This window comes from Arthrobacter rhamnosi (assembly GCF_054510975.1).
Map to the genome: position 1 here is coordinate 754,708 of NZ_JBTNDN010000002.1, position 14,598 is coordinate 769,305.

The following is a 14,598-nucleotide window of genomic DNA, read 5'->3' on the forward strand; positions in this document are numbered from 1 at the left end:
CAGGAGTGGTCTCCCACTCCACCGCGGCCGCGGTCCCATCAGGGGAGCGGGGGACACGGCGAGGTGCCGGAACCGGCGGGATGGCGCGCTGCACCCGGGCCCGCCATCGGCCCGAGCCAGATGAGTCCCGGAGATTTCTTCCCCTCGAGCCTGCGGATGCTCGGTGCGATCGAGCTGGCGGTCTTGCACAGCAGGGCACAGCGAGCCGTGGATGCGGCGACGGATCACGGAACACTGGACCAGGAAATCGCCTTCCGTCTCGAGGAACTCCGCGAGGAACTGGACCTGCGGGATGCTGAGCATGCGCACCAGCTTTCGTGGGTGGATGTGGGCAGCGGCAGGAGTCGTGTGGCGCAATCCGGGCGCCGTCAGCTGGTCGCGTCAATAAACCGTGTCGCAGCAAGGGCAGTCCTTCTGGCGATCGTCTCGGTCGCCCGTCCGGGAGTTCGGAAGCGCCCTCAGCGAAGGCCCGACGGTTTCGGCACGCCCTGATGTCCGGGGATCAATTCCTGGTCGTATCGTCGGCCGAGCCGGATTTCACCAGCCGGCGAAGGCCGCCCTGGGGAGGTACTGGAACCGGCACGGGCCAGCGGGGCCGCAGGTCATCACCGAGTGTCACGCCCTGGAGCTTCCTGTGGACGAGGGGCACTATCCAGTCATTGATCCAGCGCCGCTGTGCCTGCTCCCACTGCACCAGGGTTCTCGACTGAGGGGGCTGCCAGTCCAGCAGGGTCATGGAGTGCCCTACACCCAGGATGTCGAGGACCTTGGACGCCAGGTATTTGTGGCCGGCCTTGGACATGTGGAGGCGGTCCGGGGCCCACATGCGCGGGTCGCGGTATGCCTCGAAACCCCAATAGTCCACCAGGACGGCGTCGTACTTGTCGGCGATGCGGCGGACACCGTCGTTGTACAGATGGTTCCGTCTCCGGAAGATCCGTAGCGCCGGGGTGACGTCGACGTCGTATCCCGTGAAGAGGAGCAGCGTGGCTCCGGTCGTTGCGAGGCCGGCGACCAGTTCCTCGTAGTGCTGGAGCACACCGGTGATGTTCGTCCGAGCATCGAGGATGTCGTTTCCACCGGCATAGAGCGTGATCAGGGTGGGCTTCATGGCGAGGGCCGGATCGAGTTGTTCGGCCGCGATCTGCCGCAGGCGCTTGCTGCGGACCGCGAGGTTCGCGTATTCCCATCCGGGCTGGTTCTTGGCCAGCTTCTCCGCCACACGGTCGGCCCAGCCTCGCACGCCGTTGGGGAGATGCTTGTTCGGATCTCCTACGCCTTCCGTGAAGGAATCTCCCAGCGCCACGTACCGGCCGGCCGGCAGGCTCCGTCCCGGGGTCACAGGCGAAGCAGGGCATGGTCGGAGATGGTCTCCTCGTAGTGCTGGACGAGCGATTCGCAGAGCACGGGCCAGGTCCGTCCCTGCACGCTGGCGAAGGCCGCCTGGGAGAATGCGGCACGTTTTGCGTCGTCACCCACGAGGTCGACCACCTGGCTTCGCAGCTGCGCCAGGTTTCCGGGGTGGTACAACCATCCGGTCCTTGACGAGTCGACCAGGTCGAGAGGGCCACCCCGTCCCGTGGCCACCACGGGAACTCCTGAAGCCATCGCCTCCTGAATGGTCTGGCAGAAGGTCTCCAGCTCACCGGGATGGATGAAGAGGTCCAGGCTGGCCACCGCAGCGGCCAGTTGCTCGCCGCCGAGGAAGCCGGTGAAATGGGCACCGGGAAGGGCGGATTCGAGAGCCGGCCGGAGGGGGCCGTCACCGATGATCACCAGACGGGTGTTCTCGATATCCGCAAGGACCCGGAGGTCATCGACCTGCTTCTCAGCAGCGAGCCGCCCCACGTACCCCAGAAGCTTCACTCCCTGCGGTGCGATGCTCTCCCGGAAGGAATGGCTCCGTTTGCCCGGATGGAACCGGGAAGTGTCCACTCCGCGCCGCCACAACCGGACATTGGGAATGCCGCGCACCTCCAGCTGGCGTATGGCCGATGTCGAGGGTGCCAGGGTGCGGGTTGCTCCGCCGTGAATGTGCTCGACCCTCTGCCAGGCCCAGCTTTCGAGGAGAGGTAGGCCGTATCGTGCTGCATACCCGGGGATGTCCGTCTGGTAGACGGCGACCACAGGGATACCGAGTCCTGCGGCCGCGCGGAGCGCACGCCATCCCAACTCGAACGGGGAGGCGAGATGGACGATGTCCGGCGCGAAATCCGCGAGGATCCGCCGAACCCTGCTGACTCCGCCGACAGCCACCCGCACACTGCTGTAGCCGGCCAATGGAATCGACGTCAGCCGTACGACGCGGATGTTGTGCTCCAGTCCGGATTCGACCGGGTCTGCGCTGGACGGTGCGATCACCAGCACGTCATCCCCGCGGTCCGTGAAATGGTCGAGCATTCTCTGGATCGAGTGGGTGACCCCGTTGACACTGGGCAGGAAGGTCTCGGCGACAATTGCAATCCTCACCCGTCCACTGTTCCAACCGGTGTTGATCGTCCGGCAGCAGACAGGTATCCGCTCGCCGACAGGTCGGTGAACAGGAAACGCCGGGGAACCTCACCGCCCCCATCGACCCTGCGGTCTAGAACCAGGACTGCGGGAGTGAGGCCCGGAACGGCTGGGACATCGTTTTCAGGTACGTGGCGGTGACGTGGTTGTCGTCCTTGTAGACGATGACATTACCGATCACAGCGGGGCAGCGGTCCGACGGACAGAAGAAGTCAGAGAAATCGAGAAGGTGCAGGCCCGGGACATCGTTGCCGAAGTCCGGCGGCATCGAGTTGTCGGCCAGGGTCGCCGACCTGCTGTTGCCGCACTTCGGATCATCTGGGCCACGCTCTTCGATACAGGAACGGACGTTTCCAGGCATTCTCGGTGTGTCCCGAATGGCGAGAACCTCTATTCCCGCATCCGAGAACTGCCGGATGATCCCGATCCACGTGGGATCGAGGACTTCTCCTCCACCCGGCAGTGTCTGCGTGCTCGTGGTGACGACCACGTCCGGCTTGCGCTCCAACACGGTCGCGATGAGGTCGCGATTGTGCGCCAGGCAATCCGATCCGACTTCGGGATCGAGGCTCAACGGGCAGAAACCGCGAGTCACCGCTTCTACCGCCCACCCTTCCTCGGCTGCCACCTCGAGGACCGGGGTCGCCCAGACGTGTGCATGTGAGCTCCCGACGACCATCAGGCTGCGCGGTGCCTCCGGCCCGACGGAGTTGTCGCAGATATTGACTGCGGTCGCCACGTCGCTCTGGCAACCGCCGGCGAACACCGGCCAGTCATCCCGGATATCCGAGAGCTCCGGGAGGAGCGCGGCATCCGCGGCAACTTCATCGACGTATCCGGGGAGAAGCGACAATGCGCCGGGATTGTCGGTGTCCGCCCGAGCCGACGCCTGTTCGGTCTGAACGCGCAGGCTCTGCTGCCAGAACGCCACGGGCGCCGCGACGAGAGCCACGCACACAGCGAGGACGACGACGGCGCGGCGGCGCTTACGATCCGCCCAGCTCAGGGCCCGCATGGGCTGTTCCACGAAACGCGTGGTCAGGTGTGCCAGGACCAGCGACACCCCGATCACGAGGAATCCCCCGACCAGTCCCGGGGATCCACGGTCCTGCCAGACCAACGCCAGCACCAGCACCGGCCAGTGCCACAGGTACAAGGCGTAGGACAGATTCCCGACCCTCACCAAGGGTCTCGACGCAAGGAACCGGTCCGCGCCGAAGCGGCTGCCCGTCTGACCCGCGATGATCACGAGGGCAGCGGCCGTGAGCGGCCACAGTGCCACGTAACCCGGGAACTGCCCCTGAACGTCGAGAACGACACCCGCGCCGAGCATCAGGACAAGACCGACCCAGCCCGCTACGACCCGCAGGAACCGCGGCAACCGGGCGGACGGCAGGGCAAGAGCGAGCAGCGTCCCGAACGCGAACTCCCAGAGGCGGGCCCGGGTATCGAAGTACGCGTATGCCTGACTCGTGGAGGTCTCCCACACCGAGAAGGCGAGCGAGACCACGAACAACCCGCCGAACACGAGCAGGACGACACCACGGAACTTCAACCGGTACCGTCGGGCGACCACGGCACTGAACAGGAACAGGAGGGGCCACAGGATGAACACCTGACCCTGGACGGAGAGCGACCAGAAATGCTGCAGCGGACTCGCGAGGCTGTCGTCCTCCGCGTAGTAATCGACCGCGTTCGACGCAAGCACCCAGTTCTGCACGTAGAACAACGACGCCCACGACTGCTCCAGGATGTCCGGCCACCGGGACCTCGGAACGAGCAGGGGCCCGGCAGCCTTCCGCTGGCACTAGGCTCGGCGCTATGACGACCAACCAGCGCCTCGAGCCGCTGCTCGAGCAGTACGACTGGGCGACGGAGCGACTTCTCAGTCGCCTCGCCGGGCCCACCAGCAACTCAGGTGATGGCAGCGACGTCGACGTACCGGTGCTGACGGACGCCGAGTACCTGTGGGAGCCGGTCGACGCATGCTGGTCGGTGCGGAGGCGCGCCGACGGGCCCGGACCGGGCGCCGTCAAGCTCATCGGCGCGGGGGAGTGGGGGCGGGACGGCGCCCCCGAAAGCCCGTGGCCCCCGCCTCTCACGACGATCGCCTGGCGGCTCGACCACCTTTCCGAGACACTGCTGGGCCGCTCCAGCCACCTCGGGGGCGACCGGACGTTCGATCGGGCGACGTACGAATCACTGCCGGACGCAGCCGGCGCCATCGAGAGGTTCCGCGGGGCCGCGGCCGACTGGCGTCGGGTACTGATCGGTGTGGACGAGTCCGATTACGACCGGACCGGGTTGAGCAGTTACCCGTACGGCAGCGACGCCGAGGAGACATTTCCGACGATCGTGTGGTGGGAGAACCAGGAGATCCTGCACCACGGAGCTGAGATCGCGCTCCTCCGCGACCTCTACGTTCACCGAGCTCGGTAGCGACAACCTGAGGCCCGATGCTGAGCCGCCTTCCTCGGCTGTCGAGCATCGCACCCCGGCTCGTCCGGGCTGGGTCAGTGCAGCTGGGGAGTTTTCAGGAGCTGCGTGTAGAGGGCCAGATGATCGCTGATCATGCGCGGGGTGCTGAACCGTTGTTCGGCGGTCGCCCTGACGCTGTGCCTGTCCAGCTGGGCGGCCCGGCCCAGGAGGAGGGGGAGTTCTTCAGCAGTGGGTGCCAGGTAACCGGTAATGGCGTGTTGGACGATTTCCGGGGCGGCTCCTCGGCACGTCGCCACCACGGGCGTGCCGGTGGCCATGGCTTCGATCATCACCAGGCCGAAGGGCTCGGACCACTGGATGGGGTTGATCAGAGCCATTGCGTTGCCCAGCAGGTCGTACTTCTCCTGCCCGCCGACCTCTCCCAGGAAGTCCACGTCCGGGCCCAGCATCGGTTCGATGGTGTCGCGGAAATACTGTAGTTCTGCGAATTCGTGCATCTTGGCGGCGATCTTCAGGGGGACCCCTGAGGCGCGGGCAACGGTGATCGCCTCGGCGACGCCCTTGTCCGGGCACATCCGGCCGAGGAAGCATGCGTAGCCCCCGCTGCCGGGACCGAGCGGGACGGCGGAGAAATCTATCCCGTGCGGGATCACGGCAGCTACACGTAACCCGGGAGTGCGGCTGACCTGGTCATGGGAGATCGCCACCAGGGCTGTGTCGGAAGCTGCTCGATAGATCTCCTGAAGGTGTGGGGTCATCGGGCCGTGAATGGTCGCAACCACCGGCACGTCGGCTGGGCGGTTCCGGTAGAGCGGACCGGACAGGGTGTGGTCGTGGATCAGGTCGACCCCTGCCAACCCCGCATAGGCCCGCACGATGTGGCCGAGCTCGGACCAGGTGGTCTCCAGGCGGGCCAGGTCCGAGGCGTCCGTGCCCGGCAGCTGCGGAACGGGGCAGGTGCTGTCGGCGGCTGCAACCAGAACCACCTCGTGCCCGGCGTCCGCGAAGCCGCGAGCCAGGGTATCGACCACCAGTTCGACACCCCCGTACCCCGGGGGTGGCACCGGGATCCAGGGAGCGACGATCAGCCCGATACGCATGATCACGGCCCTATCGGGAGGTTCGTCGTCGAGGCGACCCCGGGATCCGGCACGGTGGGTTACGGCACAGGTGGAGGTCGTGATCACGATCGCGGGACACGCGGTCAGGCCTCGGCTGCCGCCTGGGCTGCCGGTTGCGGCGTGAGCGGCGCAATGCGGGATGCATGGCGCGAACTCAGCGTTCGGGGTGGTGTCGGTAGGCCGGGGTGAGCGTTTCTTCCAGTCGCGGGCGAGCATCCGAGCGCAGCACCATGCCGGGGGGAAGCCCGTCGATGGTGGCAGTCGTTCCTTCGGCCCGGATGGTGATGCGGGAGGTGGAGAGGCGGACCCGATCCGCGCGGAAAGCGCCGAACTGGAATGGCAGGATCGGAGCCAGGTGCACCTGACCCTGCGGCAGGATCGGATCGAAGCGCAACAGGGTGCGCATCAGTTGCACCGGTGCTGCGGCTGCCCAGGCCTGGGGGGAGCAGGAGGTGGGGTAGGGCACGGGTGCGTCGTACTCCTGGCGGGAGAACCCGCAGAAGAGCTCTGGCAGCCGCCCATCGAAGTGCTCAGCCGCGGCGAAGAGGCCCTGAGCCACCCGGGCTGCTTCCTCCGCGAAACCGTAGCGCATCAGGCCGGTGGCGATCAGGGCGGTGTCGTGAGGCCACACGGAGCCGTTGTGGTAGCTGACGGGGTTATAGGCCCCCATGTCCGAGGCCAGCGTCCTGATGCCCCAGCCGCTGAACATCTCGGGTGACATGAGCCTCTCGACCACCTGGGGAGCCTTCTCGACGTCCACGATGCCGAGCCACAGGCAGTGGCCCATGTTGGACGCGCACGCATCGACCGGGCGCTTGTCCTTGTCCAGGGCCACCGCGAAGTAGCCCCTGTCCGGCAGCCAGAACCGCTCATTGAACTCGGTCTTCAGGTCCGCCGCGCGCCCGGTCCAGGTCGCAACGCCCTGCTGGTCGCCGAGCTGGGCGGCCAGCAGGGCCCGCCCCAGGTAGGCGCTGTAGACGTAGGCCTGCACCTCGCACAGGGCGATGGGCGGTTCCGCCAGGTGCCCGTCGGCGAAGTTGATCCCGTCCCAGGAGTCCTTCCACCCCTGGTTCACCAGCCCGTGATCGTTGTGGCGGTGGTACTCCACGAAACCGTCGCCGTCGCGGTCCCCGTAGTTCTCGACCCACTCCAGAGCCCGGTCAGCGTTCCCCAGCAAGGTCTCGAGCTGGTCGTCGGCCAGGCCCCACCGGCCCACTTCGGCCAGAAGGGTCACGAACAGGGGGGTGGCGTCGGCGGTCCCGTAATATGCTTGCCCGCCTCCCATGGCCAGGCCTGCACTGGCACCCAGACGCACCTCGTGCAGGATCCGGCCCGGTTCCTCCTCAGTGTCCGGATCGACTTTCGTCCCCTGAAGGGAAGCCAGTGTCTGCAGGGTGCCCGTGGCCAGGGCGGGGTCCACGGACAGGCCCATGTAGGAGGACAGCAGCGAGTCGCGGCCGAACAGCGCCATGAACCACGGCGCGCCCGCGGCCACGGCCACCCTCTCGGGGTGGTCGGTGTCGAAGATCCGCAGTGAGCCGAGATCGGCCTGGCTGCGGGACAACACGTCCTCGACGTTCCGGTCGGTGACCGTCAGGTGTGGGAGGCCCTCCTCCCACTCCGTGTAGCGGCGGGCCGCTTCGTGGCGCACCGGCCCGGCCGCCTCGGTGAACGGGTTCTCGGGCCCCACGCCCTCCACCAGCGGAGTGCAGATGACGCTGGTGGACCAGGCACCCCGCGCTGGGACCTCGGTCTCGAAAACCACCGAGTTCTCCGTCATGGATGCGCCAGGTGCGCTGATCACCACCCCTCGGCGATATCCGGCCCGCGCCGCCTCGATCTGTAGCAGGTTCGGGCGAATGTGCCGGTTGCGGTCCGTGAAGATGGCGGTCCTGCCGCCCTTCACATCGAAGAGGTCGGCCAGATCCGCGTCCACACCGATCTCGACCCGACACGCTACGGGTTCCCGGGAGAAGTTGCGGACCCGGATGTCGTTGCGCAGTCCCGGGCCGACGTGACGCTCCTGCTCCACGACCAGAGCGCTGTCCGCGACTCCGTTCGGATGCCTCGGCCGGCCCACGAACACGGCCCGGTACGGTTCCAGCGTCCGCCCTGTCAGCGGCTCCAGCGGCATGCCGTTCACGGTGAGAAGCCAACGGGAAAGAATCCGCGTGTCCTGGTAGAAGGCTCCCTGAGGCTGGCCCGGGAGGATGTCCGCGCTCTGGGCCGAGATGCAGAACGAGGAGCCTTCCACGACCGTGACTGCGTCCACGCCCGATGAGCCCGTCGCATTGTCCGCGTTCCAAGCGCTCATCGCCGGTCCCTCATCCTCAGTCGGTACCGCAGGGAGACCTGGTCGATGCACCGCATCCGGAGCCCGGGCCTCTTCGCCCCTCCGATGCCGTCCAACCACTCTCCGTTCATCATCCCAACCTCTCTCGGGGCGGGCAATACCTTGGCGAGGTTCATCGACGTCGGCATCCCCGGTGCTCGCAGCGTGGCCCCGAAGCACGGAGCATCCCGGCCGGTAGGCCTCAGGAGCAGAGGGCAGGGGCCGGTCGGAGGAGGTTCCGCGGTCGGAAAGACCGCGTTTGACGGTGGGAGTGATCTGTCACATACTTGTGGAATCGATTCCATGGAATCGATTCCACAAAGACGTAGGGAGCAGCGTGCGGTCAGTGACGATCAAGGACGTCGCCGAGAAGGCGGGAGTGTCCATCGCAACCGCGTCCCGCGTGCTCTCCGGCCACCCGAGCACCTCGCCCTCCGCCCGTACCGCCGTGGAGCGGGCTGTGGCCGAACTGGGTTTCCGCCCCAATGCGCAGGCACGGTCGCTGCGCAAGACCACGACGCAGACCATCGGACTGCTCCTGCCGGACATCCGCAATCCGTTCTTCGCCGACCTCGCCCACGCCGTCGAGCAGCGTGCTCGGGACTTCGGGTACCTGACCCTGTTCGGGAACGCCAACGAGAGCGTCGAGCAGCAGGACCGCTACTTCGACGTCATGCTCTCGCAGCGCGTGGACGGCCTGATCGCGGCTCCCCAGGGAGACCGGGCGAGCCTGGCCGGCATCCTCGAGAGCGGGCTCCCCACGGTCTTCGTGGACCGCGTCATCGAGGGCGCGGGCGTGCCGAGTCTCAGCCCCGACAACCGCACCGGCATCCGGGAGGCGGTTGCGCACCTGACGGGGCTGGGGCACCGGCGCATCGGGTACATCGCCGGCCCGCAGTCCACGTCCACGGGCCGCGAGCGGCTGCAGGCGTACCAGGAGGCCATCCGGGAGTCGCCCGCCGACGACGCCGGCGAGCTCGTGTACATCGGCGACTTCCAGGCTGCCAGCGGTGCGGCCGGTGCGCACGCCCTCCTGGACCTCCCGAACGCTCCGACGGCACTCCTCGCCGCGGACAGCCTCATGTCGATCGGCGCCATCGGGGTCTGCAACGAGCGCGGTCTCTCCATCGGCGCGGGCCTGGCCTTCGTCGGCTACGACGACATCGAGGCCTTCGCGCTCCTGAATCCGGCCCTGACCGTGATCGCCCACGACGTCGACGCCATGGGCCGTGGCGCGGTCGACATGCTCGTGCAGGTCATCGCCGGAGAGCCTCCGCAGTCGCGGGTCCTGCCGAGCCGGCTGATCGTGCGCGGGTCCACCCCCGAACTCTCGAAAGGAACCGGCGCATGAGCACACCCATCCTGTCGCTGGACGGCGTGACCAAGTCCTTCGGCCCGGTCACCGTCATCGACGGCGTCTCCGTGGACGTCCACCCCGGCAAGGTCCAGGTCCTCCTCGGCGAGAACGGGGCGGGGAAGTCCACCCTCATCAAGATGATGGCCGGGGTCTACCAGCCCGACGGCGGACGGATCCTCGTCGACGGCAGGCCGGTCACGCTTCCCGACACCAAGGCGTCCGAGGCGCTCGGCATCGCCACGATCCACCAGGAACTCAACCTGGTCGGGTCCATGAGCATCGCGGAGAACATCTCGCTCGGCCGCATGCCCAAGCGCTTCGGGCTGGTCGACCGCCGGACGATGAAGGAGGACGCCCGAGCGGCCCTCGCCCTGATCGGCCTCGAGCTCGACGTCGACCAACACGTCGGCGAACTGGGCATCGCCCGGCAACAGCTCGTGGAGATCGCCAAGGCGCTGAGCCTGAACGCCCGCATGCTGATCCTCGACGAGCCCACCGCCGCCCTGACCAAGCGTGAGATCGCAGCGCTGTTCGCCGTCGTCGAGGACCTCCGGGCGCGCGGCGTCGGCATGGTCTTCATCTCCCACCACCTCGACGAGATCGCCGCCATCGGCGACTCCGTGTCCGTGCTGCGCGACGGCAGGTTCATCGCGGAGGTCCCGGCGACGACCCACGAGGACGAACTGGTCCGGCTCATGGTGGGGCGCGACATCGCCCAGCAGTTCCCGCGCCGCCGGGAGTACGGGGGACCACCCGAGACGCTCCTGTCCGTCCGCGACCTGTCCACCAAGGGCATGGTCAACGGCGTGTCCTTCGACGTCCGGGCGGGTGAGGTCGTGGCACTGGCCGGGCTCGTGGGAGCCGGCCGTACCGAGGTGGTCCGCGCCATCGCCGGGGTGGATCCCTACCTGAGCGGCTCGGTGACTGTCCGGGGCAGGGAACTGCCCAAACTGGACGTCGGCGCCGCTATCCGGGCGGGTGTCGGCCATGTACCCGAGGACCGCAAGGTCCAGGGGCTCGTCCTCGGTGCCAGCGTGAACGACAACATCGGCTACGCGACCCTGGCGTCGACGTCGAAGGCCGGCGTGGTCGACTTCGCGGGCCAGCGCTCCCGCGCCGAGGGCGTCGCCGAGACGCTCCGCATCCGCATGCGGGACCTCGACCAGCCCGTCGGCGCACTGTCGGGCGGCAACCAGCAGAAGGCCGTCTTCGCGCGATGGATCCTCGCGGAATCGTCCGTGCTGCTGCTCGACGAACCCACGCGCGGCGTCGACGTCGGCGCGAAGGTCGAGATCTACGAACTGATCAATGCGATCACGGCGGCCGGCGGAGCCGTCCTCATGGTCTCGAGCGAACTCCCCGAGGTACTCGGGATGGCCGACCGCGTCCTCGTGATGAGCGGCGGCCATATCTCCGGCGAGCTCGACGCCACCACCGCAACCCAGGACGCCGTCATGTCCCTCGCCGTCCGCGACGTGCAGAGGGATCTTGAGGACCAGCAGATGAAGGACGAGGCATGAACGCGACAGCTGTACTGAAGCCCGCCGCCGGCGGCACGAGGAGCACGAAGTTCCTCGCGGACAATGGGGCGCTCGTGGGGCTCTTCGTCCTCGGGCTGGCGCTCTTCATCGCCACGCCGGACTTCCTCACCGGGCCCAACCTGCTCAACATCGGCATCCAGGCATCGGTCATCGCCGTCCTCGCCTTCGGCCTGACGTTCGTGATCGTCGCCGGCGGGATCGACCTCTCCGTCGGCTCCGTCGCAGCGCTCAGCGCGATGGGATCGGCCTACATGTTCAGCACTGCCGCCCTGCCGGGATGGCTCGCCCTGGTGGGAGGGCTGGTGTTCGGAACCCTCGCCGGGGCGGTGAGCGGCCTCGCGGTCGCGTACGGCCGCCTGCCCTCCTTCATCGCGACACTCGCGATGCTCAGCGTGGCCCGGGGCCTGACGCTGGTCCTGTCCGACGGACGCCCCATCGCCACCGCTCCCGCCGTGTCCTTCCTCGGAGGCAACGTGGGACCCGTACCGATGCCGATCGTCGTCCTCGTGCTCGCCGGCATCGTCGCGGCACTGATCCTCAACTACACCGTGATGGGCCGCTACATGTACGCGGTAGGCGGCAACACCGAGGCCGCCCGGCTCTCGGGCATCCCGGTGCGCCGTGTGCTCGTCACGGTCTTCGCCCTGTCCGGGCTCTTCGCCGCGCTCGCAGGCCTCCTGCTCTCCGGCAGGCTCGATTCCGCCCAGCCGCAGGCCGCTGCAGGCTACGAGCTGGACGCCATCGCCGCCGTCGTCATCGGCGGCGCCTCCCTCGCGGGAGGAGTGGGCCGCATCAGCGGCACCCTGATCGGCGCCCTCGTCCTCGTGGTGATCCGCAACGGGCTCAACCTGCTCAACGTGTCCTCCTTCTGGCAGCAGGTAGTGATCGGCGTGGTCATCGCGCTCGCCGTCGGCATCGACTCCCTGCGCCGCAAGTCCGGCAACCACTAGTCCTTCCCGCACCATCCGAAACCAGCAAAAGGAACCAACGATGAAGTTCTCCTCCACCACCAGGGCCGCGGCCGCCGCCATGTCACTCGCGCTCCTGCTCGGCACCACGGCGTGCAACCGCGGCGACGCAGCGAGCGAGGCGAAGAGCGTCACGCTCGCCGTGTCCACCCTGAACAACCCCTTCTTCGTCGAACTGCGTGACGGCGCCCAGGAGGCCGCGAAGGCCGCCGGTGTCGAACTCGACGTCGTCGACTCGCAGAACGACTCGGCGACCCAGACGAACCAGCTGGCGACGGCGGCGACCAGCGGCACCGACGGCGTCATCATCAACCCCGTCGACTCCGATGCGGCGGCAGCCTCCGTCGCACCGCTGGTCTCCGACAGCACACCGATCGTGGCCGTGGACCGCGCGGTCAACGGCGCCCAGGTGCAGTCCCTCGTCTCCAGCGACAATGTGGCGGGTGGCAAGCAGGCCGCCGACGAGCTCGCGAAGGCCATGGGCGGCAAGGGCACCGTGATCGTCCTCCAGGGCGTCGCCGGGACGTCGGCGAGCCGTGATCGCGGAGCAGGCTTCACGGAGGGGATGAAGGCCTACCCGGACATCAGGATCGTCGCCCAGCAGACGGCGAACTTCGACCGCGCGGAAGCCCTCAACGTCGCCACCAACCTCCTGCAGGCGAACCCGGGCGTCACCGGGGTGTTCGCCGAGAACGACGAGATGGCGCTCGGAGCGATCCAGGCACTCGGCGCACGCGCGGGGTCCGAGGTGAAGGTCGTCGGCTTCGACGGCACCACCGACGGCCTCACCGCCATCGAGGCGGGCACCCTGACGGCGACCATCGCCCAGCAGCCCGCCGAACTGGGCAAGCGCTCGGTCGAGGTGCTCGTGCAGCTGCTCAATGACGAGACGGTCGAGGAGGCCATCCCGGTCCCCGTCACCACCGTCACCACCGAGAACGTCGCGGACTTCGCGGGATGAGTACCGCGCCGGGCATCGTCGTCGTCGGGTCCATCAACGCGGACCTCGTGATCACCCTCGAACGTCACCCCCAGCCGGGCGAGACGGTGCTGGGCCGCACGATGACGGTGCTGCCCGGCGGCAAGGGCGCCAACCAGGCGGTGGCCGCAGCCCTGCTCGGCGCCGACGTCACCATGATCGGTGCCGTCGGAACCGACGCCTACGCCGACGTCGCCCTCTCGGCCCTGACGGCAGCCGGCGCGGACCTGGCCGCCGTCCGGCGGACCGGCGGCGGCACGGGGGTCGCCGTCGTCGAGGTGTCCGACGACGGCGAGAACAGCATCGTGGTGCTGCCCGGTGCCAATGCCGAGGTGACGGCCGTACTCGTCGAAGCCTCCGCCGGAACCATCCGGGACGCAGCCGTCGTCGTCGTCCAGGGCGAGCTGCCGGCGGACGCGACGGCGGCCGCCATCCGGGCGGCTGCGGGGCGCGTGATCGTCAACCTGGCTCCGGTCATCGATGTCGACCGCACGATGCTCCTGCGGGCGGATCCGCTCGTCGTCAATGAACACGAGGGGGCCCTGGTCCTCGGGCAGCTCGGCGGCACCGCGCAGGCGGACCACGAGGCGGTCGTCGCGGCCCTTCTCGCCTGCGGCTTCGCGTCCGTCGTGATGACCCTCGGGGGAGCCGGAGCGCTGGTGTCCGACGGCGGTCCCGTCCTCCGGGTGCCGGCCCCGCGCGTCTCCGCCGTGGACACGACCGGTGCCGGCGATGCCTTCGTCGGAGCGCTCGCCGCACGCCTCGCGGCCGGCGAACCGCTCGACGACGCCGTCCGGTTCGCCGTCCGGGTGGGGTCCTACGCCGTGCAGCATCCGGGAGCACAGCCCTCCTACCCTTCGCTCGGGGACCAGCTCCCCGCCCTACCCCCGCAGGAAACGAGTACGTGAAGAAGACAGGCATCATCAACGCCCCGCTCAGTGGAGCACTCGCCACCCTTGGCCACGGTCACCTGGTGGTGATCGCCGACTGCGGTCTGCCGGTCCCGGCGTCGGCAGCCGTCGTCGACCTGTCCCTCGTGCGTGGCACGCCCTCCTTCGTGCAGGTCCTCGACGCCGTGCTCGCCGAGATCGTGGTCGAGGCGAGCATGTGCGCGAGGGAGGCCGCGGAGTCCGAGGTCGAGGACTGGCTCGCCGGCAGGGGGCTCACGCCCCGGCGGATCTCCCACGAAGACCTGAAGGGGCTGCTGCCCGCCGCGCGCCTGATCATCCGGACGGGCGAGGCGACGCCGTACGCCAACGTCGTCCTGCAGTGCGGCGTCGACTTCTAGGCTCCGCCCGCTCCGGGTCGTCTTCGTGCGTAACCATTGGGCCACGAGATGCCGGCCGGAGG

At 68.3% G+C, this 14,598-nt stretch carries 12 protein-coding genes; 7 read left to right on the top strand and 5 right to left on the bottom strand.

The annotated features are described in order from the left end of the window. Positions 1 to 502 precede the first annotated feature (502 nt). The 3 genes from ACX80J_RS07920 to ACX80J_RS07930 all read right to left on the bottom strand — a co-directional run bounded on the left by ACX80J_RS07920 (position 503) and on the right by ACX80J_RS07930 (position 4,240). Positions 503 to 1,342, bottom strand: coding sequence for an SGNH/GDSL hydrolase family protein (locus ACX80J_RS07920; RefSeq protein WP_459345889.1), 840 nt, complete (start codon positions 1,340 to 1,342; stop codon positions 503 to 505). Beyond that, positions 1,339 to 2,469, bottom strand: coding sequence for a glycosyltransferase family 4 protein (locus tag ACX80J_RS07925; protein WP_459347377.1), 1,131 nt, complete (start codon positions 2,467 to 2,469; stop codon positions 1,339 to 1,341). The genes ACX80J_RS07920 and ACX80J_RS07925 overlap by 4 nt, the downstream gene beginning before the upstream one ends. A gap of 115 nt (positions 2,470 to 2,584) precedes the next feature. Further along, a complete protein-coding gene (locus tag ACX80J_RS07930) occupies positions 2,585 to 4,240 on the bottom strand; it encodes an acyltransferase family protein (protein WP_459347378.1) in 1,656 nt (551 codons plus the stop codon). 92 nt (positions 4,241 to 4,332) lie between these two features. Between ACX80J_RS07930 and ACX80J_RS07935 the strand changes: the two genes are divergently transcribed. After that, on the top strand, positions 4,333 to 4,950 hold the full coding sequence (locus tag ACX80J_RS07935; protein WP_459345892.1) for a DinB family protein: 618 nt from the start codon (positions 4,333 to 4,335) through the stop codon (positions 4,948 to 4,950). A 74-nt stretch (positions 4,951 to 5,024) separates the two neighbouring features. Here ACX80J_RS07935 and ACX80J_RS07940 read toward each other — a convergent pair whose 3' ends face one another. Next, positions 5,025 to 6,050, bottom strand: a complete 1,026-nt coding sequence (locus ACX80J_RS07940) for a glycosyltransferase family 4 protein (RefSeq protein ID WP_459347379.1) — start codon at positions 6,048 to 6,050, stop codon at positions 5,025 to 5,027. Positions 6,051 to 6,225: 175 nt separating this feature from the next. Next, complete coding sequence (locus ACX80J_RS07945; RefSeq protein WP_459345894.1) at positions 6,226 to 8,385, bottom strand: amylo-alpha-1,6-glucosidase; 2,160 nt, start codon at positions 8,383 to 8,385, stop codon at positions 6,226 to 6,228. A 364-nt stretch (positions 8,386 to 8,749) separates the two neighbouring features. Here ACX80J_RS07945 and ACX80J_RS07950 point away from each other — a divergent pair, with 364 nt between their 5' ends. The 6 genes from ACX80J_RS07950 to rbsD are packed head-to-tail and all read left to right on the top strand — an operon-like array spanning position 8,750 to position 14,536. Beyond that, positions 8,750 to 9,754 (top strand): LacI family DNA-binding transcriptional regulator, encoded by a 1,005-nt coding sequence (locus ACX80J_RS07950; protein ID WP_459347380.1) that lies wholly within the window; start codon positions 8,750 to 8,752, stop codon positions 9,752 to 9,754. Then, on the top strand, positions 9,751 to 11,280 hold the full coding sequence (locus ACX80J_RS07955) for a sugar ABC transporter ATP-binding protein (protein WP_459347381.1): 1,530 nt from the start codon (positions 9,751 to 9,753) through the stop codon (positions 11,278 to 11,280). Before ACX80J_RS07950 ends, ACX80J_RS07955 begins: the two co-directional genes overlap by 4 nt. Then, positions 11,277 to 12,251 (top strand): ABC transporter permease, encoded by a 975-nt coding sequence (locus ACX80J_RS07960; RefSeq protein WP_459345897.1) that lies wholly within the window; start codon positions 11,277 to 11,279, stop codon positions 12,249 to 12,251. Before ACX80J_RS07955 ends, ACX80J_RS07960 begins: the two co-directional genes overlap by 4 nt. A gap of 40 nt (positions 12,252 to 12,291) precedes the next feature. Further along, on the top strand, positions 12,292 to 13,230 hold the full coding sequence (locus ACX80J_RS07965) for a substrate-binding domain-containing protein (protein ID WP_459347382.1): 939 nt from the start codon (positions 12,292 to 12,294) through the stop codon (positions 13,228 to 13,230). Continuing rightward, positions 13,227 to 14,156 (top strand): ribokinase, encoded by a 930-nt coding sequence (locus tag ACX80J_RS07970; RefSeq protein WP_459347383.1) that lies wholly within the window; start codon positions 13,227 to 13,229, stop codon positions 14,154 to 14,156. Before ACX80J_RS07965 ends, ACX80J_RS07970 begins: the two co-directional genes overlap by 4 nt. Further along, complete coding sequence (gene rbsD, locus ACX80J_RS07975) at positions 14,153 to 14,536, top strand: D-ribose pyranase (protein WP_459347384.1); 384 nt, start codon at positions 14,153 to 14,155, stop codon at positions 14,534 to 14,536. Before ACX80J_RS07970 ends, rbsD begins: the two co-directional genes overlap by 4 nt. Positions 14,537 to 14,598: the final 62 nt, after the last annotated feature.